The sequence below is a fragment of the Enterobacter sp. 940_PEND genome, from assembly GCF_001059415.1.
Taxonomy (GTDB): domain Bacteria; phylum Pseudomonadota; class Gammaproteobacteria; order Enterobacterales; family Enterobacteriaceae; genus Enterobacter; species Enterobacter cloacae_M.
Genome location: NZ_JUMS01000109.1, coordinates 65,891 through 90,556, shown reverse-complemented (window position 1 = coordinate 90,556; position 24,666 = coordinate 65,891). Strand labels below are relative to the sequence as shown.

24 protein-coding genes are annotated in these 24,666 nt (G+C 60.8%); 10 read left to right on the top strand and 14 right to left on the bottom strand.

Annotated features, from left to right (window positions below):
• The 3 genes from hypF to ADJ24_RS15490 all read right to left on the bottom strand — a co-directional run bounded on the left by hypF (position 1) and on the right by ADJ24_RS15490 (position 3,916).
• Positions 1-2,217 carry a carbamoyltransferase HypF gene (hypF, locus tag ADJ24_RS15500; protein WP_023308959.1) on the bottom strand — a complete coding sequence of 739 codons (2,217 nt, stop codon included), beginning with the start codon at positions 2,215-2,217 and terminating at the stop codon, positions 1-3.
• A gap of 5 nt (positions 2,218-2,222) precedes the next feature.
• Positions 2,223-2,768 carry an electron transport protein HydN gene (gene hydN / locus ADJ24_RS15495; protein WP_023308960.1) on the bottom strand — a complete coding sequence of 182 codons (546 nt, stop codon included), beginning with the start codon at positions 2,766-2,768 and terminating at the stop codon, positions 2,223-2,225.
• Positions 2,769-2,902: 134 nt separating this feature from the next.
• On the bottom strand, positions 2,903-3,916 hold the full coding sequence (locus tag ADJ24_RS15490) for a LacI family DNA-binding transcriptional regulator (RefSeq protein WP_023308961.1): 1,014 nt from the start codon (positions 3,914-3,916) through the stop codon (positions 2,903-2,905).
• A 214-nt stretch (positions 3,917-4,130) separates the two neighbouring features.
• On the opposite strand from ADJ24_RS15490, the gene ascF reads away from it, so the two are divergent.
• Together ascF and ADJ24_RS15480 are read left to right on the top strand one after the other, a co-directional pair.
• Positions 4,131-5,582 carry a PTS cellobiose/arbutin/salicin transporter subunit IIBC gene (gene ascF / locus ADJ24_RS15485; protein WP_023308962.1) on the top strand — a complete coding sequence of 484 codons (1,452 nt, stop codon included), beginning with the start codon at positions 4,131-4,133 and terminating at the stop codon, positions 5,580-5,582.
• A 19-nt stretch (positions 5,583-5,601) separates the two neighbouring features.
• Positions 5,602-7,026: a 6-phospho-beta-glucosidase gene (locus tag ADJ24_RS15480; protein WP_023308963.1), complete on the top strand. Its 1,425-nt coding sequence runs from the start codon at positions 5,602-5,604 to the stop codon at positions 7,024-7,026.
• 58 nt (positions 7,027-7,084) lie between these two features.
• Here the strand turns inward: ADJ24_RS15480 and hycI are convergent, their stop codons facing one another.
• From hycI to hycA, 9 genes are all read right to left on the bottom strand, one after another.
• A complete protein-coding gene (gene hycI, locus ADJ24_RS15475; protein WP_023308964.1) occupies positions 7,085-7,540 on the bottom strand; it encodes a hydrogenase maturation peptidase HycI in 456 nt (151 codons plus the stop codon).
• The gene (locus ADJ24_RS15470) at positions 7,533-7,943 is read right to left on the bottom strand and encodes a formate hydrogenlyase maturation HycH family protein (RefSeq protein ID WP_023308965.1); all 411 of its coding nucleotides are present in this window, start codon (positions 7,941-7,943) and stop codon (positions 7,533-7,535) included. Before ADJ24_RS15470 ends, hycI begins: the two co-directional genes overlap by 8 nt.
• Positions 7,940-8,707: an NADH-quinone oxidoreductase subunit B family protein gene (locus tag ADJ24_RS15465; protein ID WP_023308966.1), complete on the bottom strand. Its 768-nt coding sequence runs from the start codon at positions 8,705-8,707 to the stop codon at positions 7,940-7,942. The genes ADJ24_RS15470 and ADJ24_RS15465 overlap by 4 nt, the downstream gene beginning before the upstream one ends.
• On the bottom strand, positions 8,707-9,249 hold the full coding sequence (locus ADJ24_RS15460; protein ID WP_023308967.1) for a formate hydrogenlyase complex iron-sulfur subunit: 543 nt from the start codon (positions 9,247-9,249) through the stop codon (positions 8,707-8,709). Before ADJ24_RS15460 ends, ADJ24_RS15465 begins: the two co-directional genes overlap by 1 nt.
• A 9-nt stretch (positions 9,250-9,258) precedes the next feature.
• Entirely contained in the window at positions 9,259-10,968 is a 1,710-nt protein-coding gene (gene hycE, locus ADJ24_RS15455) for a formate hydrogenlyase subunit HycE (protein ID WP_023308968.1), read from the bottom strand.
• Positions 10,969-10,983: 15 nt separating this feature from the next.
• A complete protein-coding gene (locus ADJ24_RS15450; protein ID WP_023308969.1) occupies positions 10,984-11,907 on the bottom strand; it encodes a respiratory chain complex I subunit 1 family protein in 924 nt (307 codons plus the stop codon).
• A 1-nt stretch (position 11,908) separates the two neighbouring features.
• A complete protein-coding gene (gene hycC, locus ADJ24_RS15445) occupies positions 11,909-13,723 on the bottom strand; it encodes a formate hydrogenlyase subunit 3 (RefSeq protein ID WP_023308970.1) in 1,815 nt (604 codons plus the stop codon).
• Positions 13,720-14,328 carry a 4Fe-4S dicluster domain-containing protein gene (locus tag ADJ24_RS15440; RefSeq protein WP_023308971.1) on the bottom strand — a complete coding sequence of 203 codons (609 nt, stop codon included), beginning with the start codon at positions 14,326-14,328 and terminating at the stop codon, positions 13,720-13,722. Before ADJ24_RS15440 ends, hycC begins: the two co-directional genes overlap by 4 nt.
• A 70-nt stretch (positions 14,329-14,398) precedes the next feature.
• Positions 14,399-14,863, bottom strand: a complete 465-nt coding sequence (hycA, locus tag ADJ24_RS15435) for a formate hydrogenlyase regulator HycA (protein WP_023308972.1) — start codon at positions 14,861-14,863, stop codon at positions 14,399-14,401.
• A 211-nt stretch (positions 14,864-15,074) separates the two neighbouring features.
• Here hycA and hypA point away from each other — a divergent pair, with 211 nt between their 5' ends.
• The 6 genes from hypA to flhA all read left to right on the top strand — a co-directional run bounded on the left by hypA (position 15,075) and on the right by flhA (position 20,823).
• Positions 15,075-15,425, top strand: a complete 351-nt coding sequence (gene hypA, locus ADJ24_RS15430) for a hydrogenase maturation nickel metallochaperone HypA (protein ID WP_023308973.1) — start codon at positions 15,075-15,077, stop codon at positions 15,423-15,425.
• A 3-nt stretch (positions 15,426-15,428) separates the two neighbouring features.
• Positions 15,429-16,292: a hydrogenase nickel incorporation protein HypB gene (gene hypB / locus ADJ24_RS15425; RefSeq protein WP_023308974.1), complete on the top strand. Its 864-nt coding sequence runs from the start codon at positions 15,429-15,431 to the stop codon at positions 16,290-16,292.
• Positions 16,283-16,555, top strand: a complete 273-nt coding sequence (locus ADJ24_RS15420) for a HypC/HybG/HupF family hydrogenase formation chaperone (protein ID WP_023308975.1) — start codon at positions 16,283-16,285, stop codon at positions 16,553-16,555. Before hypB ends, ADJ24_RS15420 begins: the two co-directional genes overlap by 10 nt.
• Before the next feature lie 2 nt (positions 16,556-16,557).
• Positions 16,558-17,679 (top strand): hydrogenase formation protein HypD, encoded by a 1,122-nt coding sequence (gene hypD / locus ADJ24_RS15415; RefSeq protein ID WP_023308976.1) that lies wholly within the window; start codon positions 16,558-16,560, stop codon positions 17,677-17,679.
• Positions 17,676-18,686, top strand: a complete 1,011-nt coding sequence (hypE, locus tag ADJ24_RS15410) for a hydrogenase expression/formation protein HypE (protein WP_023308977.1) — start codon at positions 17,676-17,678, stop codon at positions 18,684-18,686. The genes hypD and hypE overlap by 4 nt, the downstream gene beginning before the upstream one ends.
• 64 nt (positions 18,687-18,750) lie before the next feature.
• On the top strand, positions 18,751-20,823 hold the full coding sequence (gene flhA / locus ADJ24_RS15405) for a formate hydrogenlyase transcriptional activator FlhA (protein WP_023308978.1): 2,073 nt from the start codon (positions 18,751-18,753) through the stop codon (positions 20,821-20,823).
• On the opposite strand, the gene ADJ24_RS15400 is transcribed toward flhA, so the two are convergent.
• A complete protein-coding gene (locus ADJ24_RS15400; protein ID WP_023308979.1) occupies positions 20,820-21,215 on the bottom strand; it encodes a nitrous oxide-stimulated promoter family protein in 396 nt (131 codons plus the stop codon). The two genes, flhA and ADJ24_RS15400, sit on opposite strands and share 4 nt — an antisense overlap.
• Positions 21,216-21,390: 175 nt before the next feature.
• Between ADJ24_RS15400 and ADJ24_RS15395 the strand changes: the two genes are divergently transcribed.
• Entirely contained in the window at positions 21,391-21,621 is a 231-nt protein-coding gene (locus ADJ24_RS15395) for a SymE family type I addiction module toxin (protein WP_023308980.1), read from the top strand.
• A 113-nt stretch (positions 21,622-21,734) separates the two neighbouring features.
• Positions 21,735-24,296 carry a DNA mismatch repair protein MutS gene (gene mutS / locus ADJ24_RS15390; protein ID WP_023308981.1) on the top strand — a complete coding sequence of 854 codons (2,562 nt, stop codon included), beginning with the start codon at positions 21,735-21,737 and terminating at the stop codon, positions 24,294-24,296.
• A gap of 139 nt (positions 24,297-24,435) precedes the next feature.
• Here the strand turns inward: mutS and ADJ24_RS15385 are convergent, their stop codons facing one another.
• Complete coding sequence (locus tag ADJ24_RS15385; RefSeq protein WP_003862116.1) at positions 24,436-24,657, bottom strand: non-oxidative hydroxyarylic acid decarboxylases subunit D; 222 nt, start codon at positions 24,655-24,657, stop codon at positions 24,436-24,438.
• Positions 24,658-24,666: the final 9 nt, after the last annotated feature.

Sequence of the window (24,666 nt, the reverse complement as noted above, 5' to 3'; positions counted from 1 at the left end):
TTAAGTCCTTTGTGAACATGACCGGGCAGCGGCGATCGCCGCCTGCCCGAAGGAGATCGCTCCGTCACCTGCGGGCAGGCGCGAAGGAAAAAGAAGCGTAAAGTCAGAAAGATAATGACGCAGGCGCGCGCGCAGCAGACGGTTGTGCAGCACGCCGCCGCTGAGACAGATTGTCGACAGCGACAGGCGTCGTGCATGGCGCGCGGCGAGATGCGCCAGCCCTTTTGCCAGCGCGTCGTGAAACGCCCACGCGCGCTCGCAGGGCTCAGCCTGCCAGGCCAGCCACTGCCGCCAGAAAAGCGCAAGGTTGTCGACAGACAACGTCACCGGATGGTCGACGCCCGCGCACTGCGAGGCCAGCGCTTCCAGCCGGCAGGCCGCTTCACCTTCCCAGGATTGGGTTTCAATACCCAGCGCGCAGGCGACCGCATCAAACAGGCGACCACAGGACGAGGCCTGCGGCGCGTTGATGCCGCGCCGGATCGCCGTTGCCAGCAGCGGCCAGTTTTCACGCTGAACCGCGCGCGTTTCCGGGTACTGCTGCCAGTCAGGGACAAACGCCAGGCAGTGGGCGAGCAGATTGCGCCACGGCTGCCGCGCCGCCAGATCGCCCCCCGGCAGCGCAACGGCAGGCAGCCCGCCCAGACGCTCGCACGCGAGATAGTTCACCCGCAGGCACTCCCCACCCCACAGCGCGCCGTTCTCGCCCATGCCGATCCCGTCCAGCGTCAGGGCAATCGCGTCTCCGCCGTCGAGCGGCCAGCCGTTCTCCGCCAGGCACGCCGCCGCGTGGGCGTGATGGTGCAGTACGGTTTCAACGGGCAGCCCCTGCGCCTGCGCCCACCGTTGTGTGTGATAGCCCGGGTGAGCGTCGCACACCACGCGCTTCGGCTGGAAGGCGTAAATTTTCTGCATCAGCGAGAGCGCGCCTCGCCACTGCGCTTCGACGCCCTCGTCACCGAGATCGCCAAAATGCTGGCTCAGCACCGCCTGGCTGCCACGCACCAGGCAGAAGGTGTTTTTCATCTCCGCGCCGGTGCATAGCATGGCGGGGATATTCTCAAAACCCGCAGGCAACGCTACGGCATCCGGCACAAAACCGCGCGCGCGGCGAAGCATCGTGCCGTCCCGATCCATCACCGAATCGTCCATCCGCTGCAGGATATCGCGGTTGTGCAGCAGGAAGCCGTCCGCGATGTCGCCGAGTTCATCCAGCGCCTGCTGGTTGGTCATGGCAGGCGGTCTGCCGCTGAGGTTGCCGGAGGTCATCACCAGCGGGCGCTGGCAGTCCATCATCAAAAGATGCTGCAGCGGGTTCGCAGGAAGCATGATGCCCACGGCATCCAGACCGGGCGCGATACCTTCCGGGAACGCGGGCAGCCAGGCTTTTGGCGTGAGCACAATGGGTGCAGCGGGTGAGCGTAGCAGCGCCTGGATCGCCTCCGGCACGCCGTCCGCGTTTGGGATCATCACCGCCAGCGGCTTCGCGGGACGCTGCTTGCGTACCCGAAGCGCCGCGACCGCCTGCGGATTACGCGCGTCGCAGACGAGATGAAAACCGCCCAGCCCTTTGACCGCGACTATGCCGCCGCTTTTCAGCATCCCCACCGCCGCGCTCAGCGCAGCCTCACGGGAAGCGGTGATGTCGCCCGCACGCCATTCCAGCGCTGGCCCGCAGTCCGGGCAGGCTACCGGCTGGGCGTGAAAACGTCGATCGGCGGGGTTGCGGTATTCCGCTTCACACGGCACGCAGAGCGGAAATGCGGCCATTGACGTGGCCGGACGGTCATAGGGCATCGCGCGGATAATGGTAAACCGCGGCCCGCAGTGCGTGCAGTTGATGAACGGATAGCGATAGCGGCGCTCGGCAGGGTCGCGCATTTCAACCAGGCACGCCGGACAGGTCGCGGCGTCGGGAACAATTTGGGTGTCCATCGCCCCGCCCGCGCTGTGGCGGATAGTAAAGTCCTCCGGCACCTGCGCCCAGGTAAACGGCTGCGTTTCAACGTGGTCAATGCATGCCAGCGGCGGGCAGTCCTGATGCAGCCTCGCGGTAAAGGCCCCCCCATTACCCGCGAGGCGCACCAGCACGCCCTCTCCATCATTGCAGACGTCACCGGTCAACTGAAGCGCCTGCGCCAGCTGCCAGACGAAGGGACGAAACCCCACGCCCTGCACCTTGCCGCGCACACGCAGCTGTACGCCGTTACTGCACATACGGTTCAGAACAGCAGCGATGACGACGTGTCGAATGCCGCACGACGGCGCTTTTCGGCGCTCATCTGCTCAAGCTTGTCGCGATCCACGCAGACCAGCGCGTGCGTCGGGCAGGCTTCCATGCAGGCCGGACCGGCGTCGCGGTGATAGCAAAGATCGCATTTGTTGGCTTCGGCTTTCTCCGCACGTACGCTCAGCCCCATGCCGCTGTTGCGTACCACCGGACGGACAACCACCTCCATCGCGCCGTACGGGCAGGCGACCACGCAGGTTTTGCAGCCAATGCAGCGCTCCTGCATGACGTGCACAAAGCCTTTCTCGCGTTTAATCGCCCCGTTCGGGCAGACGTTCGCGCACGGTGCGTCTTCGCACTGGCGACAGATGGCGGCGGTGGAAATATTCACGCCTTTGATGACGTGGATGCGCGGCAGGAAGGTGTCAGGGGTGAGCGACGCGCAGTCCTGCTCCGCCTGATGGGAAACCACGCACGCTACTTCACAGGTACGGCAGCCAATACACTTACTGGCATCGGCCATAATAAAACGGTTCATCTGCTTCTCCAGCATTACAGTTATGCGCGGAGATATTCATAAACCGTGCCAATAATTAAGCCATTGATTTTATATTGATTTTAAAATTACAGCGGCGCTGTCATCGTCATAAATGACGATGACAGCTGTCGACATCAGCGGTACGGGCCATCAATAACCGAGTCGCGCAGGACCAGCTCGCCGGAGAAGGTTTGCTGATATTTAAACTCACCGCCGTCGAGCATGAAGATCAGGCGGCTGATGGTCTCTTTAATCATCTCCGTTACGGGGATGCGGACGCTGGAGAGCGACGGCACAATGTAAGGCGCGATGGCCACATCGTCGAAACCAATCACCGACACCGCGTCCGGGGCGGCCACGCCGCTGTCGTGCAGCTGCTTCATGGCACCGATTGCCATATCGTCATTGCTCGCCACCAGCGCCGTAAACCGTTCACCGCGAGCAAGCAGTTCGGAAACCGCCGCCGCGCCGCTGGCGGGGTTCCACTTCCCCTGCGCAATCAGCCCTTCACGCAGCGGAATACCGTGCTGCGCCAGCGCGTCCCGGTAGCCGGAGAGACGCTCAACCCCGGTGGGAGAATCCAGCGAGCCGGTGATAAACGCGATCTCCCGGTGCCCTTTCGCAATTAGCTGCGACACCGCCTCCTGGCTGGAGGCTTTATGATCTGACCAGACGCAGTGGCTGCTGTTTTTCCGCAGGCGGCGGTTGAGCACCATTATGGGCTGCTCGCACTTCTCGACGATCTCATCCATCTCTTCCACGCTCAGGAAACGCGGATAGATGATCACCGCGTCGCAGCGCATATCGAGCAGGTACTGGATCGCCTCGCGCTCTTCATCCGCGCTGTGCTTGCCGTCCGCGAGGATCAGCTGCCGCCCCTTTTCTTCCGTCATGCGCGCGGCGTGAAACAGGAGTTCGCTAAAGTAGACGCCGTGATAGAGGGTGTTAGTCACCACCAGCCCCAGCGTCTGGGTACGTTTGGTCGCCAGGTTGCGCGCCAGTAAATTCGGGCGATAGCCGCTCTCTTCAATGGCCTGAAACACCCGGTCTTTGGTCTCCTGGCTGACGTAGCCATTTCCCGATAGCACCCGGGACACCGTGGCTTTCGAAACGCCTGCCCGCTTCGCCACTTCAAGCATCGTGGTCATGTTGTTATTCCGTCTGAATCTGATGGAGCGCAGTGTACTGCACTGCAGAAAAATTGTCGCAGCGGTGAAATCACGCTTTTGCTACACCATTGCGATCTGCATCACGAAACGAAAAAATGGTCAAAAAGCGATCTTGTTTCATCCAAAGAAACTCATGATGATTATGTGGAACCGGTTTCCTACATATCTCACAACAATAACAGGATCACATCCGATGGCCAAAAATTACGCTGCGCTGGCGAACGACGTTATCAGCGCGCTGGGCGGCAAAGAGAACATCGTCGCCGTCACCCACTGCATGACGCGTCTGCGTTTCGTACTGAAAGACGAAAGCCTGACCGACGCAGCGCGCCTGAAAAGCATCAGCGGCGTGCTCGGCGTGGTACGCAACGACAACCAGTGCCAGGTCATTATTGGCAACACGGTTTCACAGGCGTACCGCGAAGTGGTAAGCCTGCTGCCCGCTGACCTGCAGCCCGCGGTGCCGGAAGGTCCGCAGAAGTTGACCTTACGCCGCGTTGGCGCCGGGATCCTCGACGCGCTGATCGGCACCATGTCTCCGCTGATCCCGGCGATCATCGGCGGCTCGATGGTCAAGCTGCTGGCGATGATCCTCGAGATGACCGGCGTGCTGCCAAAAGGCGCGCCGACGCTCACTATTCTGACCGTCATCGGCGACGGCGCCTTCTTCTTCCTGCCGCTGATGGTGGCGGCCTCGGCGGCGGTGAAATTCAAAACCAACATGTCGCTGGCCATCGCCATCGCGGGCGTGCTGGTGCACCCGAGCTTTATCGAGCTGATGGCGAAAGCCGCGCAGGGCGAGCACGTTGAGTTCGCCTTTATTCCGGTGACGGCGGTGAAATACACCTACACGGTGATCCCGGCGCTGGTGATGACCTGGTGCCTGTCATACATCGAACGCTGGGTGGATCGCATTACCCCGGCGGTGACGAAAAACTTCCTCAAGCCGATGCTGATCGTGCTGATTGCCGCCCCGCTCGCCATCGTGCTGATTGGCCCGCTGGGGATCTGGATCGGTAGCGCCATCTCCGCGCTGGTCTACACCATTCACGGCTACCTGGGATGGCTCTCCGTCGCCATCATGGGCGCGCTCTGGCCGCTGCTGGTGATGACCGGGATGCATCGCGTGTTTACGCCGACCATCATTCAGACCATTGCCGAAACGGGCAAGGAAGGGATGGTGATGCCGTCGGAAATCGGCGCCAACCTGTCGCTCGGCGGCTCGTCGCTGGCGGTGGCGTGGAAAACCAAAAACCCGGAGCTGCGCCAGACGGCGCTGGCGGCGGCAGCCTCCGCCATTATGGCGGGGATCTCTGAACCGGCCCTGTACGGCGTGGCGGTGCGTCTGAAACGTCCGCTGATTGCGAGCCTAATCAGCGGCTTTATCTGCGGGGCGGTCGCCGGCATGGCCGGTCTTGCCAGCCACTCAATGGCGGCACCGGGGCTGTTCACCAGCGTGCAGTTCTTTGACCCGGCCAACCCGATGACCATCGTCTGGGTGTTCGGCGTGATGGGGCTGGCAGTAGTGCTGTCGTTTGTTCTGACCCTGCTTTTAGGGTTTGAGGATATCCCGGTCGAGGACGAGGCTGAAAAAGCGCGCGCCCTGCAGGCCGCACCGGTACAGAACAACGCAGCAAAAGCATAAAATTGAAAGCGAGGTAAGAATGTCTGTTTTTCCACAAGGATTTTTATGGGGCGGTGCGCTTGCCGCCAACCAGAGTGAAGGTGCTTACCGTGAAGGCGGCAAAGGACTAACGACCGTCGATATGATCCCCCACGGCGCGAATCGTCTGGCGGTGAAGATCGGTAAGGAAAAGCGTTTTTCGCTGCGTGACGACGAGTTCTACCCGAGCCACGAAGCGATTGATTTTTACCATCGCTATAAAGAAGACATCGCCCTGATGGCGGAGATGGGCTTTACGGTGTTCCGCACCTCCATTGCCTGGAGCCGCCTCTACCCGAACGGCGACGAACCGCTGCCGAACAAAGAGGGCATTGCCTTCTATCGCGCGGTGTTCGAGGAGTGCAAAAAGTACAACATCGAGCCGCTGGTGACGCTCTGCCACTTCGACGTGCCGATGCACCTGGTGACGGAGTATGGCTCGTGGCGCAACCGCAGGATGGTCGATTTCTTCGCCCGCTACGCCCGCACCTGCTTTGAAGAATTTAACGGGCTGGTGAAATACTGGCTGACCTTCAACGAAATCAACATCATGCTGCACAGCCCGTTCTCCGGCGCGGGGCTGGTGTTTGAGGAAGGTGAAAACGAAGACCAGGTGAAATACCAGGCCGCGCACCACGAGCTGGTGGCAAGCGCGCTGGCGACCAAAATCGCCCACGAGGTGAACCCGGAAAACCAGGTGGGCTGCATGCTGGCGGGCGGCAATTTCTATCCCTACTCCTGCAAGCCGGAAGACGTGTGGATGGCGCTGGAGAAAGACCGCGAGAACCTGTTCTTCATCGACGTGCAGGCGCGCGGTAGCTATCCGGCCTACTCCGCCCGCGTGTTCCGCGAGAAAGGCGTGGTGATTGTGAAAGATCCCGGCGACGACGAGCTGTTAAAAAACACCGTCGACTTTGTCTCGTTCAGCTATTACGCCTCGCGCTGCGCGTCGGCGGATATGAACGCGGGCAACACCAGCGCGGCGAACATCGTCAAGTCCCTGCGTAATCCGCACATTCAGGTGAGCGAATGGGGCTGGGGCATCGACCCGCTCGGCCTGCGCATCACCATGAACATGATGTACGACCGCTACCAGAAGCCGCTGTTCCTGGTGGAAAACGGCCTGGGGGCGAAAGATGTCGTTGATGAAAACGACGAGATTAACGACGACTACCGCATCAGCTATCTGCGCGAGCATATCCGCGCGATGGGCGACGCGATTGAGGACGGCGTGCCGCTGATGGGTTACACCACCTGGGGCTGTATCGACCTGGTGGCCGCCTCAACGGGCGAGATGAGCAAGCGCTACGGGTTTGTGTACGTCGACCGGGACGACGCAGGAAACGGCACGCTGGACCGCAAGCGCAAGAAATCGTTCTGGTGGTATAAGAAGGTGATTGCGAGTAACGGGGCGGATCTCGAGTAGCCTGTTGCCCTCACCCCGGCCCTCTCCCACAGGGAGAGGGAGAGGGGTTTGGCACTGCTCAGAGCTGAGAAAAACCTCCATCCCCAACCCACTCCGCAAGCCGTGAATAGACCCGTTCCACCGCCTCCTTCACCGGCGGCGTCATCGGGTAATAAAACCCAACGATATCCGGCTGAATTCCCAAAAAGAGCACCTCGCCCACGTCGTCCCTGATCTGATCGACAAGGTAGTTCAACGGCATATTGTGGGTAGTCATCATAAACATCTCGGCGATGTCGTTCGGGTCAATCAGGCGGATTTCGCCCGGGTTCAGCCCCATATCGGTGGCATCCACAATCAACAGCCTGTCCGGATGGAGCTCGCGAATGGCGACCACGTCGTTTTCCGGCGCGCTGCCGCCGTCAATCACCACCCAGCTGCCCTGCGGGTTCGCGGCGCACATCTCCGCCAGCAGCGGGCCCGCGCCGTCGTCGCCCATCATGCTGTTGCCGACACACAGTAAAACGTCAGTCACGTAATCTCCTCACCATCAGGTAGATGGCGCTCTCCTGATGAATATCGTGCAGCATGCCGAGCAGCGTTTTGCTCCACGACTGCTGCTCGGGGGTTTGCCTGCCGAGCGCAGCGTCAAAGGCGTTGGCGAGCATCGCAATGTGGTTGGCGTCGATGACGATCTCGCCGTACTTCGGCACGCCCTCCATCTTGCGCCGCGCCGTACTGCCCTCCTCCAGCGTGGCGATCCATGCCAGGTACTCGGGCCACGGGCAGCTCAGCGCCGCCTCCAGGCAGTCAATCACCCCGAGGTGATGCCCAATCGCCAGGCTGTAATAGACCACCTGCTGCGCCGCGTCCGGCGTGGCATCGTTCTCATCAATAAACTTACGGCTCAGCTGGCTGAACACCACCGTTTCACTCATCGGATACGCGCCTCATCCACGATGCTGTTCAGGTTCGCCACGATCTCATTGAGACGCGGATCGTTTTCCGCCTCCAGCCAGCGCGCCACCTGATGGTCGCCCTGGCTCAGCAGGCGCAGATAATCATCGGCAATCTGACGCCCGTAGCGATAGCCCGCCAGCCTGCGCGCCGTGCGGTCAATCTTCACCCGCAGCGGCTGGACCATGTCCGGGTGCAGGATGGCCGCAGGCTGGTTGTCCAGCACGCCCGGCTCGCGGGCGTGGATTTTCTGCTCCAGCAGGCCCAGCGCCATCGCGAAGCCGTACAGCGTCGCGGCAGGCGTTGGCGGGCAGCCCGGAATGTAGACGTCCACCGGCACGATTTTGTCGGTGCCGCCCCAGACGCAGTAAAGGTCGTGGAAGATACCGCCGCTGTTGCCGCAGGCCCCGTAGGAGATGCAGATTTTAGGGTCCGGCGCGGACTGCCAGGCGCGCAGCGCGGGCGAGCGCATGGCGCGGGTGACGGCCCCGGTAAACAGCAGAATGTCCGCATGACGCGGGGACGGCACCACCTTGATGCCGAAGCGCTCGGCGTCAAACAGCGGCGACAGCGTAGCGAAGATCTCAATCTCGCAGCCGTTGCAACCGCCGCAGTCCACGCGGTAGACGTAGGCCGAGCGTTTGATTTTTTTCAGCAGCGACGCCTTCATGCTGGCGATGGACTCCTCCACCGTCATCGGCACCGGAATGCCGTTAGCGTCTCGCGGGCCCAGTAGGTTTTCCATCAGCTGGCCTCTCTCATATGGCGGGTGATATCAATACGGTCGGACGGCAGCAGGCACTTCTGACGCTTGCACTCCGGGCAGGTTTCAAAGCTTTCGCGGTGGTGCTCCGCGCGGGCGTCACCGTTGTGCTGCAGCAGCGCGATGGCATAGTCGATCTCTTTTTGCACGGCGAACGGGCGCCTGCACACGCGGCAGCTGCACAGGTCAAAGCGCGACTGCTGGAGGAAGTCCTCCTTCTTCCACACCGCCAGCTCGTACTCCTGCGACAGGCGAATGGCGACCGTCGGGCAGACCTCCTCGCAGCGGCCGCAGAAGATGCAGCGCCCGAGGTTAAACTGCCAGGCCAGCTCGCCGGTTTTGAGATCCGTTTCGACCGTTAAGGCGTTCGACGGGCAGGCGTTGACGCAGGCCGCGCAGCCGATGCACTGCTGCGGGTTGTGCTCCGGCTTGCCGCGAAAGTTTTTATCCACCGGCATCGGCTCCAGCGGATAGCTGCTGGTCTGCGTGCCCGTTTTGATTACTTTTTTGATAAAGGTAAACATAGCGAGTCCTTATTTCAGCGGCGAGTTTTTACGCTCGATGCTGTAGCGCTCAAGCTCTTTGTACGGCACCACCTGGCTTTTCTTCTTGCGCACGTCGACCACGGTCATGCGGTCAGTGCAGGAGTAGCACGGGTCGAGGCTGCCGATGATCAGCGGCGCATCGGAAACCGTGTTGCCGCGCAGCATATAGCGCAGGGTTGGCCAGTTGGCGTAGGTGGCCGCGCGGCAGCGCCAGCGGTAGAGCTTCTGGTTGTCACCGGTCATGCTCCAGTGGATATCGTCCCCGCGCGGCGCTTCGGCAAAGCCGAGGGCAAAGCGGTTCGGAATGTAGGTAAAGCCCTCCACCATCAGCGGGCCGCCGGGAAGGTTATCGAGGCCGAAGTCGATCATGTTCAGGGCGGTGAACACCTCGTTGATGCGCACCTTGAGGCGCGAGATGACGTCGCAGCCCTGCTCGCTGTGCACGGTCATCGGCAGCAGGCCGTAGCCGACGAACGGGTGATCGGCACGCGTGTCGCGGGCGTGGCCGCTGGCGCGCACCATCGGGCCGACGTTGCTGAAGTCGCGGGCAATTTCCGGGTCAAGGCGGCCGATGCCGACGGTGCGCTGCTCGATGTTTGGCGTGCTGAGCAGCATGTCCACCAGCTCCTGCACGTCGCGGCGCATCTGCTGCGCCAGCTGGCGGGTCTGGATCATGTCGTCCTTCAGCAGGTCGCGGCGGATCCCGCCGATCAGGTTCAGGCCGTAGGTTTTACGCGCCCCGGTGAGGATCTCCGCCATCTTCATTGACGCCTCGCGCACGCGGAAGAACTGCATAAACCCGGAGTCAAAGCCGACGAAGTGGCAGGCCAGGCCGAGGTTCAGCAGGTGCGAGTGCAGGCGCTCCACCTCCAGCAGAATGGCGCGGATCATCTGCGCGCGCTCCGGCACCACGATCCCCATGCCGTTCTCCACCGAGGTGGTGTAGGCGGTGCTGTGGGCGAAGCCGCAGATGCCGCACACGCGGTCAGAGAGGAACGTCACTTCGTTGTAGCCCATGCGGGTTTCCGCCAGCTTTTCCATGCCGCGGTGGACGTAGAACAGGCGGTAGTCGGCGTCGATGATGTTCTCGCCGTCGACGAACAGGCGAAAGTGGCCCGGTTCGTCAGAGGTGACGTGCAGCGGGCCGATCGGCACCACGTTGTTCTTCTTGCTGCCCAGCTCGTTGATGAATTCGTAGGTTTCGCTGTCAGTGGTCGGCGCCGGGCGCTGGCGGTAGTCCATGCTGTCTTTGCGCAGCGGATAGAGTTCGTCCGGCCAGTCGTCCGGCAGCACCAGGCGGCGCTCGTCCGGCAGGCCGACCGGCACCAGGCCGTACATGTCGCGCACCTCGCGCTCGCCCCAGACGGCAGCAGGCACGCGCGGCGTGACGGACGGGTATTCCGGCTTAGCCGGGTCGACTTCGACGCGCACGGTGAGCCAGCACTTTTCGCCCTGCTCCATCGACATCACGTAGTACACCGCATAGTTGCCGCACAGCTGGCGCTCGTCGTTGCCGAACAGCACCGACAGCCAGCCGCCCTGCTGGTAGTACAGAAACTCGACCACTTCCGGCAGATAGTTCACCTTAATGGTGACGGTTACCTGGTCTTTGGTTTGCCAGGAGTCCTCCAGCACCACGCCGGGGAAAGCCTGATGCAACGCGGCGAGATACTGCTGACCTTTCTTTTCTTCAGACATAAATACTCTCTTTAATCACGCCACCAGCAAGGAGACGAACGCTAAAAATGCAAAACCAAAACCGGCCCAGGTGATGCGCGACGTTTCCACAAAACGCAGGCGCGCCATGCTGTTTTCAAACAGGGCAATCACCAGCACGCCGACCAGCAGCTTGAAGGCGGCAACCACGACGGCCAGCATCAGACCGCCCGCGGAGAAGTGCGTCATCTGCCCCCACGGGAAGAAGACGCCGACAAACATCTGCAGCACCACCAGCTGTTTGAGGCTGATGCCCCACTTCAGCACCGCGAAGCCGTAGCCGCTGTACTCGGTAAGCGGCCCTTCCTGCAGCTCCTGCTCGGCTTCCGCCAGATCGAACGGCAGTTTGCCCATCTCAATAAACGTGGCGAACGCGCAGGCGCACAGCGCCAGCACCAGCGGGATCGAGCGGGACACCGGCCAGTGGTAAACGGTGTGGGTGATAAAGCTGATGTGGGTGGAACCCGCGACCTGCGCGGCAACCCACAGCCCCAGCAGCAGAATCGGCTCGACCAGCACGCCGAGCATCGCCTCGCGGCTGGCACCGATGCCGGTAAACGGGCTCCCGGTGTCCAGGCCCGCAATCGCAAAGAAGAAGCGGGCGATGGCGAAGAGGTAAATCAGCGTGATCAGATCGCCAAGCACGGGCAGCGGCGACGCCACCGTCACCACCGGCAGCGCGGTGGCGATGGTCAGCATCACACCCACCATCACAAACGGCGTCAGGCGGAAGACCCAGCCTGCGGCATCCGGCGCGACGCTCTGACGGGAGAGCAGTTTAAAGAGATCGCGGTACTCCTGGAGCACCCCGGGCCCGCGACGGTTGTGCATCCGGGCGCGCGCCACGCGCGTGATGCCCGAAAGCAGCGGCGCAGCGGCGAACAGCACCAGCGCCTGAAGAATTGCCAGTAACAGACTCATGTCAGGCTCCTCGTGAAATCACAATGACCACCAGCACCGCCAGCTCGATGACCGCCAGACGGCGGAACAGCGCGGGCGCGGCGGCGCTCTGCCAGCCGGGTACCCAGCCCACCGGGTTCAGCCAGTGGCGCAGCTTCAGCACAGCGGCGAAGTTCTCCTTCACCGGCATGGCAAAACCGTGGGCGGTGATGACCATCGACTGTTCGTGTTCGTAGCCGCAGGCCCACGCCGCTCCGCGCGAGCGGGAGGCGAGCCGGTCGCGCTTGAAGAACAGCATCAGGACGAGCGGCAGCAGCGGTGCGCCAATCAGCAGCAGCGCGATCATGGGCTGAGAGACGGTGGTATTCGCCACGGTCAGCGGCAGCGGAATGGCGTTGCCCAGCAGCGGCAGCAGCCACGGCGCGGCGACGCCGCCCGCGATGCAGCACAGCGCCAGCGCGACCACGCTCACGCCCATCAACAACGGTGCGCAGCAGGCGTTTTCCGCTTCGCGGGTGCGCGGCGCGCCGAGGAAGGTCACGCCGTAGACTTTCGCCATACACATCACCGCCAGCGCCCCGGTTATCGCCAGACCGACCGCCAGCAGCGGGCCGAGCAGGCGTGCAATAAATGCGTCGCTCTGGCCGAGCGCGAAGAAGGACTGGTAGATCACCCACTCCCCGGCAAAGCCGTTCAGCGGCGGCAGCGCGGCCATTGCCATCAGACCCACCAGCATGGCGAGCGAAATGACGGGCATCTTTTTGCCAATCCCGCCCAGCTTTTCTATATCCCGATGGCCGGTGCGGAACCAGACGCTTCCCGCACCGAGGAACAGCGTGCTTTTAAACAGGCTGTGGTTGACGAGGTGATAAAGACCGCCGATAAACCCGGCGGCAATCAGCGCCGGCTGGTTGAGCGCCAGCCCGGTCACGCCCGCGCCAATGCCGAGCAGGATGATGCCGATGTTTTCCAGCGTGTGGTATGCCAGCAGGCGCTGGATATTGTGCTCCATCAGCGCGTACAGACCGCCGACGAACGCGGTAATCATTCCGGCGACCAGCAGCACGACGCCCCACCACAGAGGCGGTTGTCCGCCGGTCAGCGTAATCACCAGAATCCCGAACAGACCCACTTTCATCACCACCACAGAAAACAGCGCGGCGGCGGGCGCGGAGGCATTCGCATGCGCCTGTGGCACCCAGCCGTGCAGCGGGATGATGCCAGCGAGCAGGCCAAAGCCGAGCGTGCCCAGCAGCCAGACGTCGTTCCCCAGCGGATGCCCGTTGAGCGCAGCGAAGTCCAGCGTGCCGAAGCGTTGCCACACCAGCCAGCAGGCCAGCGCCAGCAGCAGCGTTCCGAGGCGACCCAGCGCAAACCACAGCTTGCCGGAGGCGCTGCAGCCCGTCAGGAACACGCCGCACAGCGCCATGATTTCCGCCATCACCACCAGCGCGCCGAGGTTGCTGGCGATAACGGTGCAGACCGCCGTTGCCATCAGCAGGTTAACCAGCAGGCCGTTAGCCCTGGCGTGCGGATGGCGGTGCCAGTCGATATTGAACAGGCTGATAAACAGCCCGCACAGGCCAAACGTCACCAGCCAGATGGCGTTCAGGGGCGCGATCTCCACGTTGTGGCGAATCAGCGGCATCACGGTCTCAGCGGACTGGCCGCCGAGCAGGACAACGCCGCCTGCTGCCAGCGTCATCAGGCTAGCAACCGCCCCGCCGAGCCCGGCGATCGCGCCGCTCAGGGTTTTATGGAATGAGAAGATCAGCGCCAGAACAGCGGCGCCAGCAAAACAGGCTACCGCGCTGGTAATCATCATCGCCGCGTTCATTTCGCCCCCTCGTTAAGCGCCTGTAGCAGAGAAAGATCGCCAAAATCACTGTTGATGGTCAGCTCGCGTTTACGCTTGCTGGTACGGGCGATGTCGCGAATGTTAACCAGAATCAACGCCTTAGTCGGGCAGGTGCGCACGCAGGCCGGACCCTGCTCATCGAAGCTGCACAGGTCGCATTTCACCGCAACGGCACGGATGCCGGGCACCCAGTCCAGCAGCGTACTTACGCGTGCCGGAGCCGGTGGCGCGGGCGGGGCTTTTGGCGAGTTGGCGTTCGCCGGAATATGCAGCGGACGGCTGCCGGAAAATTCAATCGCGCCGAACGGGCAGGCAATGCCGCACAGCTTGCAGCTTACGCACAGGCTTTCGTTCAGCTGGACAGCGCCATCAACGCGGGTGATGGCATTCACAGGGCAGACACCCGCGCAGGGGGCATCTTCACAGTGATGGCAGAGCTGCGGGGCAGACTCTTTTTCATTACGCATGACGTGCAGGCGCGGCATGGACTGCAGCCCATGCAGGCGATGCGTTTCCGAGCACGCCGCCTCACAGGTTCGACAGCCAATACAGACCGTCGAGTCAGCAATTACAAAACGGTTCACCGGGTTATCCTCTGGTGATAGTCATTTTTGACGAAAAACTGTCTTGTCGACACTTCTCGACACGCAGGAGTCAGGCCACGTTCGCTGAGGTATTTCCATCCATCAGCTGCTTCAGGTTGACCGGGAGATCGTGTTCAACGGCGGCGTACAGGCCGTTATAGACCGGCGCGATTTTTTCCAGATAGTGCTCCAGCACCTGCTGGCGATCGCGGTTGCTGACGTGGCCGTCCACCATGCCGTCGGCCATCAGCTGCGCCTTCGCAATACACTGTTTTTCGCCGTCTTTTGTCTCGAGGTGGTACTCAATGGTGTGGCTGTTGAAGTTATCCGCCAGGGTGACGTTGATGATGAAATGGCCGAACAGGACGAAGCGCATGTCGCCCTGCGCCGCGCAGCTCATCGCGTGGTGAAGACGCGCTTTCGAGAGGGTTATGCCCTGAATCAGAGAGTTGCAGTAGAGGTGCCACTGGTCCTGCAGCTGCTGATGACGCTGCGCGATGTAATCCGCTTTTTCGCTGATTTCCCAAATAGTCATAGAAGGTATCCGTTTAATGGAGATAGCGGCTGTTAAGCAGATTCCATGCCAGTTTTTATCTTACTGATTTTAAATAGATTTAATTACAAAACCGCTGTCAACGCCCCGGTGTCGACGTGTCATTTCGACAGCGTTGACATCGTCACGTCTTAACAAAAATCAAGCTGGCACCGTTATTGCATTCAATGGCGCAATTCATTGAGGAGGCGTCATGCACGAAATCACCCTCTGCCAGCGGGCTCTGGAACTTATCGAACAGCAGGCAGTGCAAAACCACGCGAAGCGCGTCACCGGCGTCTGGCTGAAAGTCGGGGCGTTTTCCTGCGTTGAGCCCAGCGCCCTGAATTTCTGTTTTGAGCTGGTGTGTCGCGGCACGCTGGCGGAAGGCTGCGAGCTCCATATCGAAGAGCAGCAGGCGGAGTGCTGGTGCGAGCAGTGCCAGCAGTACGTCACCCTGCTGTCATCAAAGGTTCAGCGCTGTCCGCAGTGTCTGAGCACCGGTCTTCGCATCGTGGCGGACGACGGCATGCAGATCCAACGCCTCGAAATCGAGAAGGAGTAAAGTATGTGTAGCACCTGCGGTTGCGCCGAAGGCAACCTGTATATAGAAGGGGATGAACACCGTCCCCATTCCGCGTTTCGCTCCGCGCCCTTTTCGCCTGCTCCGCGGCCTGCTGCGGCGCTGACCGGTATCACCTTCGCCCCGCAACGCTCCGCTGCGGGCGATCTACACTACGGCCACGGCGAAGCGGGTACCCACGCGCCGGGCATCAGCCAGCGCCAGATGCTGGAGGTGGAAATCAACGTGCTGGACAAAAATAACCAGATCGCCGCCCGCAACCGCGCGCGCTTTGCGGCCCGCAAACAGCTGGTGCTGAACCTGGTCTCCAGCCCCGGCTCCGGCAAAACCACGCTGTTAACGGAAACGCTCAAACGCCTGAACGGGCGCGTCTCCTGCGCGGTGATTGAAGGCGACCAGCAAACCGTTAACGACGCGGCGCGCATTCGCGAAACCGGCACCCCGGCGGTTCAGGTCAATACTGGCAAAGGCTGCCACCTGGATGCGCAGATGATTGCCGATGCCGCCCCGCGTCTTCCGCTGGCGGATAACGGCATTCTGTTTATTGAAAACGTCGGCAACCTGGTCTGCCCGGCGAGCTTCGATCTGGGCGAACGCCACAAGGTGGCGGTGCTTTCGGTGACCGAAGGCGAAGACAAACCGCTGAAGTACCCGCATATGTTTGCCGCCGCGTCTATCATGCTGCTGAACAAAGTTGACCTGCTTCCGTACCTGAACTTCGACGTGGATAAGTGCCTGTCCTGCGCCCGGGAAGTGAACCCGGAGATTGAGATCCTGCTGGTCTCCGCCACGCGCGGCGACGGCATGGAAGCCTGGCTGAACTGGCTGGAGAGTGAACGATGTGCATAGGTGTACCGGGACAAATCCATTCCATTGACGGGAACCAGGCCAAAGTGGAGGTCTGCGGCATCCTGCGCGACGTGGACCTGACGCTGGTGGGCAGCAGCGATGAAACGGGCGCATCGCGTCTCGGCCAGTGGGTGCTCGTCCACGTAGGGTTTGCCATGAGCGTGATTAACGAAGCGGAAGCCCGCGACACGCTGGATGCATTGCAAAACATGTTCGACGTGGAGCCTGACGTGGGCGCGCTGCTGTACGGCGAGGAGCGTTAGCCATGCGTTACGTTGATGAATACCGCGCGCCGGAGCAGGTGCTGCAGCTTATCGGGCACCTGAAAACGCGCGCGGCGCTGCTGGAATACACGGCGGAAAACCCGTTGCGGATCATGGAGGTGTGCGGCGGACATACGCACGCCATCTTCAAATTTGGCCTCGACCAGCTGCTGCCGGAGAACATCGAGTTTATCCACGGCCCCGGCTGCCCGGTGTGCGTGCTGCCGATGGGGCGCATCGACAGCTGCATCGAAATTGCCAGCCAGCCCGACGTCATTTTCTGCACCTTTGGCGACGCGATGCGCGTGCCGGGGAAAAACGGCTCGCTGCTGCAGGCGAAAGCGCGCGGGGCCGACATCCGGATCGTCTATTCGCCGATGGATGCCCTGACGCTGGCGGAGGACAACCCCGCGCGCAGGGTGGTGTTTTTTGGCCTGGGATTTGAAACCACCATGCCCGCCACCGCCATCACGCTGCAGCAGGCGAAAGCGCGCTGCGTCGAGAATTTTTTCTTCTTCTGCCAGCACATTACGCTCATCCCCACCCTGCGCAGCCTGCTGGAAGAGCCGGGAAACGGCATTGACGCCTTTCTGGCACCGGGGCATGTCAGCATGGTGATTGGCACAGACGCCTACGGTTTTATCGCTGAACAGTACAATCGTCCGTTAGTGGTCGCTGGTTTCGAACCACTTGATCTACTGCAAGGTGTGACCATGCTGGTTGAGCAGAAAATAGCGGCCCTGAGCGCGGTGGAAAACCAGTACCGCCGCGTGGTGCCGGATGAGGGAAATGAACGGGCGCAGCAGGCGATCGCCGACGTGTTCAGCGTTGAGGGCGACAGCGAGTGGCGTGGTCTGGGGCTGATTGCCGAATCCGGCGTGCGCCTGACGTCAGCCTATCGCGCGTTCGACGCCGAAGCGCATTTTCGCCCGCAGCCGCAGCAGGTTTGCGACGATCCCCGGGCACGCTGTGGCGAGGTGCTCACCGGCAAATGCAAACCGCATCAGTGTCCGTTATTTGGCAATACCTGTAACCCGCAAACGGCGTTTGGCGCGCTGATGGTCTCCTCCGAAGGGGCGTGTGCCGCATGGTATCAGTATCGCAACCAGGAGAGTGAAGCATGAATACGGTTGAAATGGCGCACGGCAGCGGCGGACAGGCGATGCAGCAGCTGATTAACCGGCTGTTTATGGAAGCCTTCAACAACCCCTGGCTCGCCGAACAGGAAGACCAGGCGCGCATTGACCTCGCCACCCTCACCGCGCAGGGCGACAGGCTGGCCTTCTCCACCGACAGCTACGTGATTGACCCGCTGTTCTTCCCCGGCGGCGATATCGGTAAGCTCGCCGTCTGCGGCACGGCCAACGACGTGGCGGTCAGCGGTGCCGTTCCGCGCTACCTCTCCTGCGGGTTTATCCTCGAAGAGGGATTACCGATGGAGACGCTCACGACAGTGGTCAACAGCATGGCGCAGACCGCACGCGAGGCCGGGATAGCTATCGTCACCGGCGATACAAAAGTGGTGCAGCGCGGCGCGGCCGACAAGCTATTTATCAACACCGCCGGCATGGGCGCGATCCCCGCCGATATTCACTGGGCGGCGCAGCGGCTTAGCGTGGGCGACGTGCTGATCGTGACCGGAACGCTGGGCTGCCACGGGGCGACCATCCTTAACCTGCGCGAAGGTCTGGGGCTGGACGGGGAACTGCGCAGTGACTGCGCGGTGCTCACCCCGCTGATCCAGACGCTGCGGGGTATTCCCGGCGTGAAAGCCCTGCGGGACGCCACGCGAGGCGGCGTGAATGCCGTGGCGCACGAATTTGCGGCAAGCTGCGGGTACGGGATTGAACTCACCGAGCGCAGCCTGCCCGTTAAGCCTGCCGTTCGCGGGCTTTGTGAACTGCTGGGCCTTGACCCGCTCAACTTTGCCAACGAAGGCAAACTGGTGATTGGCGTTGAACGCTCGGCCGCGGAAGCCGTTCTTGAACAGCTGCGGGCTCATCCATCAGGAAAAGAGGCGGCGATGATTGGTGAAGTGGTTGAGCGCAAAGGGGTGCGCCTGACCGGACTTTATGGCGTGAAGCGGACGCTTGACCTGCCGCACGCGGAACCCTTACCCCGTATTTGCTAGAACCGCGCCAAAAGCGGTCAGCACTGAATGTCTCTTTTTTTGCCAGTTTCTATTGGAAAGCATTATGCCGTATACACCGATGAGCGATCTTGGACAGCAGGGCCTGTTTGACATCACGCGCACACTTTTACAGCAGCCCGATCTCGGTGCGCTGAGCGATGCCCTGACGCGGCTGGTCAGGCAATCGGCGCTGGCGGACAGCGCCGCGATTGTGCTCTGGCATAGCGGAACGCAGCGCGCGAGCTACTACTCGACGCGTGATAATGGCAAAACGTTTGAATACGAAGACGAAACGTATCTGGCGCATGGCCCGGTGCGCCGCATACTCTCCCGGCCTGAAGTGCTGCACTGCAACTTTGCGGAGTTCCGCCAGGCGTGGCCGAAGCTGGCGGAGAGCGACCTCTATCAGCCTTTCGGGCATTACTGCATGCTGCCGCTGGCGGCTGAGGGCCAGATTTTTGGCGGCTGCGAGTTTATCCGCACGACCGACCAGCCCTGGAGCGAGGCGGAATACGAGCGCCTGCACACCTTTACCCAGATTGTGGCCGTCGTCGCGGAGCAGATCCAAAGCCGCGTCACCAATAACGTCGATTACGACCTGCTGAGCCGCGAGCGCGACAACTTCCGTATTCTGGTCGCCATCACCAACGCCGTGCTCTCCCGCCTGGACATGGACGAGCTGGTCAGCGAAGTTTCGAAAGAGATCCACCACTATTTCAAAATAGACGCCATCAGCATTGCGCTGCGCGGCCATCGCAAGGGCAAGCTGAACATCTACTCCACGCACTATCTCGATGAAGCCAACCCGGCGCACGAGCAGAGCGAAGTGGACGAAGCGGGCACCCTTTCCGAGCGGGTCTTCAAAAGCAAAGAGATCCTCCTGCTCAACCTGAACGAGCAGGACCCGGTCGCGCCGTACGAGCGGATGCTGTTTAACACCTGGGGCAATAAAATTCAGACCCTGTGCCTGCTGCCGCTGATGTCCGGCAACACCATGCTGGGCGTGCTAAAGCTGGCGCAGTGCGAGGAAGGCGTGTTTACCACCGCCAACCTGAAGCTGCTGCGCCAGATTGCCGAGCGTATTTCCATCGCGCTCGATAACGCCCTCGCCTATCAGGAAATTCATCGCCTGAAAGAGCGGCTGGTGGATGAGAACCTGGCCCTGACCGAACAGCTCAACAACGTGGACAGCGAGTTTGGTGAAATCATCGGGCGCAGCGACGCCATGTACAGCGTGCTTAAGCAGGTTGAGATGGTGGCGCAGAGCGACAGCACGGTGCTGATTCTGGGCGAAACCGGCACGGGCAAAGAGCTGATAGCCCGCGCCATTCACAACCTGAGCAACCGCAACAGCCGACGGATGGTGAAGATGAACTGCGCCGCGATGCCTGCTGGACTGCTGGAAAGCGATCTGTTCGGCCACGAGCGAGGCGCATTCACCGGAGCCAGCAGCCAGCGGCTGGGCCGTTTTGAGCTGGCGGACAAAAGCTCGCTATTCCTCGACGAAGTGGGCGATATGCCGCTGGAGCTACAGCCGAAACTGCTGCGCGTCCTGCAGGAGCAGGAGTTTGAGCGCCTTGGCAGCAACAAGCTTATCCAGACCGACGTGCGGCTGATTGCGGCCACCAACCGGGACCTGAAAAAAATGGTCGCCGACCGCGAGTTCCGCAGCGACCTTTACTATCGTCTGAACGTCTTTCCGATCTTCCTGCCGCCGCTGCGCGAGCGCCCGGAAGATATCCCCCTGCTGGTTAAAGCCTTTACCGCGAAGATCGCGCGCCGGATGGGGCGCAACATCGACAGTATTCCTGCCGAGACGTTGCGTACCCTTTCATCGATGGAATGGCCCGGCAACGTGCGCGAGCTGGAAAACGTCATCGAACGCGCGGTGCTGCTGACGCGCGGAAACGTGCTGCAACTCTCCCTGCCTGAAGTTACGCTTCCTGACGTAACCGCGCCCGCCGCCGAGACAGCGAAAGAGGGAGAAGATGAATATCAGCTCATTATGCGCGTGCTGAAAGAGACCAACGGCGTGGTCGCCGGGCCAAAAGGTGCCGCCCAGCGTCTGGGGTTAAAACGCACCACCCTGCTGTCACGCATGAAGCGTCTCGGGATTGATAAAGAGAGCCTGGTTTAATCTGTTTCGCCTGGCGGTAGTTCTCTGATACCGCCTTTGGTGAGGGCCTCTTTTTTCGGACGATACTTTTCCGGCAGTTCCGGTACGGGACGACGGTCATCCATCAGATGGCGGACGGTCAGGATGGGATGACGCCATAACATACGCGGGCCTGCCCAGCGCATAACCTGCTTCATCTCTTCACGTCTGGCAGGCTGGTAGCAGTGTACGGGGCACTGCTTGCAGGCAGGCTTTTCCTCACCGAAAACGCATTTATCCAGGCGCTTATCGGCATACGCATTGAGCGCCTGATAGTGCCCTTCCTCCTGAGATGCCTGCGGGCAATGCTTTTCATACAGCGCGATCATTTTCGCGATGGTCTCTTTTTCTCGTGAGATGCGTTTACCGGACATAGCGGATTACCGAACTATAAAGTGCATCAATAATACACCTTTTAACACTGGATTTCAGCGGTTGCATTTCGTTTCCTGAAGCCTGATTCCAGTTTTAGCCCTGCACCGGCTAGCAATCACTGGTATTTTATACAGGCATCAGAAATGACCTTTGTCCGTGTTGTCTGGAGACCCTATGCAAGAGCTCGCGATCGGCAAACCCTATCGCCATTTAAAAGTGGGATATTTTAGAAAGCGCCATGAAGACCGCAATACCAAGATACCGAAGCGCTACAGCGTGCATGCGGCGCTGAGCTTAAAAGGTGACTGGCTTGAAAAAGCGGGATTTACAACCCATTCCCGAGTCAGGGTGGGCGTGGAGCATGGAAAAATTGTCATCGAATTAATGTCGGAAGATGCCTCGTAAAGCCACGACATTTTTCTGCGCCGGACCTTTTTTTCATGCGACAATAGAAGGAACAAACGGCCATTGAGCCCATCAAAACGGTTTATTTTCAAAGAAATGGACATCATAACTCCATGAGCACAATCGACAATTTCGACGCACATACGCCGATGATGCAGCAGTATCTGAAGCTGAAAGCACAGCATCCGGAAATCCTGCTGTTTTACCGTATGGGCGATTTTTACGAGCTGTTTTATGACGATGCTAAGCGTGCATCGCAGCTGCTCGACATCTCGCTAACCAAACGTGGCGCATCGGCAGGCGAGCCCATTCCTATGGCAGGTATCCCGCACCACGCGGTAGAAAACTACCTGGCGAAGCTGGTGAATCAGGGCGAGTCCGTTGCCATCTGCGAACAGATCGGCGATCCGGCGACCTCAAAAGGCCCGGTGGAACGCAAAGTCGTGCGCATCGTCACGCCTGGCACCATCAGTGATGAAGCCCTGTTACAGGAGCGCCAGGATAACCTGCTGGCAGCGCTGTGGCAGGACGGTAAAGGGTTTGGCTACGCGACGCTGGATATCAGCTCCGGACGTTTTCGTCTGAGTGAACCGGCTGACCGTGAAACGATGGCTGCCGAACTGCAGCGCACCAACCCTGCAGAATTGCTCTATGCCGAAGATTTCGCTGAAATGGCGCTGATTGAAGGTCGTCGCGGGTTGCGCCGTCGTCCGCTGTGGGAATTCGAAATTGATACCGCGCGCCAGCAGCTGAATCTGCAGTTTGGCACCCGCGATCTGATTGGCTTTGGCGTTGAAAACGCACCGCGCGGGCTATGTGCGGCAGGTTGCCTCCTGCAGTACGTGAAAGATACCCAGCGCACCGCCCTGCCGCATATCCGCTCTATCACCATGGAGCGCCAGCAGGACAGCATCATCATGGATGCCGCCACGCGCCGTAACCTGGAGATCACGCAGAACCTGGCGGGTGGCGTAGAAAATACGCTCGCGTCGGTCCTCGACAGTACGGTTACGCCAATGGGCAGCCGCATGCTGAAACGCTGGCTGCATATGCCGATCCGCAATACCGAGACGCTGGTTTGCCGTCAGCAGACGATTGCCGCGCTGCAGGATCGCTATACCGAGCTGCAGCCGGTCCTGCGCCAGGTGGGCGATCTGGAGCGTATCCTTGCGCGTCTGGCACTTCGAACAGCGCGACCACGCGACCTCGCGCGGATGCGTCATGCTTTCCAGCAGCTGCCGGAACTGCGCGCGCAGCTGAGTGACGTTGACAGCGCGCCGGTACAGAAACTCCGCGAAACCATGGGCGAATTTACCGAGCTTCGCGAACTGCTGGAGCGCGCCATTATCGATGCGCCTCCGGTTCTGGTGCGTGACGGCGGCGTGATTGCCCCGGGCTACAACGAGGAGCTGGACGAATGGCGCGCGCTGGCCGATGGTGCGACGGACTACCTCGATAAGCTGGAAATCCGCGAGCGCGAGCGTCTTGGGCTCGACACCCTGAAAGTGGGGTATAACGCGGTACACGGTTACTACATTCAGATTAGCCGCGGGCAGAGCCACCTGGCGCCGATTCACTACGTGCGTCGCCAGACGTTGAAAAACGCCGAACGCTACATCATTCCTGAACTGAAAGAGTACGAAGACAAAGTCCTCACCTCGAAAGGCAAGGCGCTGGCGCTGGAAAAACAGCTTTATGACGAGCTGTTCGACATGCTGATGCCGCACCTGGGCGACCTGCAGCAGAGCGCCAGCGCGCTGGCGGAGCTGGACGTGCTGGTCAATCTGGCAGAACGCGCTGAAACGCTGAACTACACCTGCCCAACCTTTACCGATAAGCCTGGCATTCGCATCACTGAAGGCCGTCACCCGGTGGTAGAGCAGGTGCTCAACGAACCGTTCATCGCCAACCCGCTGAGCCTGTCACCGCAGAGAAGAATGTTGATCATTACCGGTCCGAACATGGGCGGTAAGAGTACCTATATGCGTCAGACGGCGCTTATTGCGCTGCTCGCGTATATTGGCAGCTACGTCCCGGCGCAAAACGTGGAGATTGGCCCCATCGACCGCATCTTTACCCGCGTCGGGGCTGCGGACGATCTGGCGAGCGGACGCTCAACCTTCATGGTCGAGATGACCGAAACTGCAAACATTCTGCACAACGCGACGGAACACAGCCTGGTGCTGATGGACGAAGTCGGACGCGGAACGTCAACCTATGATGGTCTGTCCCTGGCATGGGCCTGTGCGGAAAGCCTTGCGAATAAAATCAAGGCCATGACGCTTTTTGCCACCCATTATTTCGAACTGACGCAGCTGCCGGAGAAAATGGAAGGGGTTGCGAACGTTCATCTGGATGCGCTGGAGCACGGCGATACCATTGCCTTCATGCACACGGTGCAGGATGGCGCGGCGAGCAAGAGCTATGGCCTGGCCGTCGCGGCGCTGGCAGGCGTACCGAAAGAGGTGATCAAGCGCGCGCGTCAGAAACTGCGTGAACTGGAAAGCCTGTCACCGAATGCGGCGGCGACGCAGATTGATGGCACCCAGATGTCGCTGCTGGTGCCTGCGGAAGAGACGTCGCCTGCGGTGGAAGCGCTGGAGAACCTCGACCCGGATTCACTGACGCCGCGTCAGGCGCTGGAGTGGATTTACAGGTTGAAGAGTCTGGTTTAGTTTTCTGCGGTCTGTTTTGTCGGGTGGCGGCTTCGTCTTACCCGACCTACAAAACCGTAGGCCCGGTAAGCGCAGCGCCTCCGGGCAAAAGACCACACAATATTATCGCCCGGTAAGCGTAGCGCCATCGGGCTTTTTTTTACAGCAGCGGCGGGATTGTCGGCACCTGCGGCGCCTCATCAATATCCTTCTGCGTCATGCGGAACGCTTCCGGATAGTGCTCGCGGCTGGTGCGGCGCAGCGGTTCGGTATCGCGCCAGGTATACAAACAATGCTGGCACTGATAAACGGTCCAGACCCCTTTTACCGGCGACGTCGCCATCACTTCAATATGCTCATCGGCACAACGTGGACAAATCATTTTTTCCTC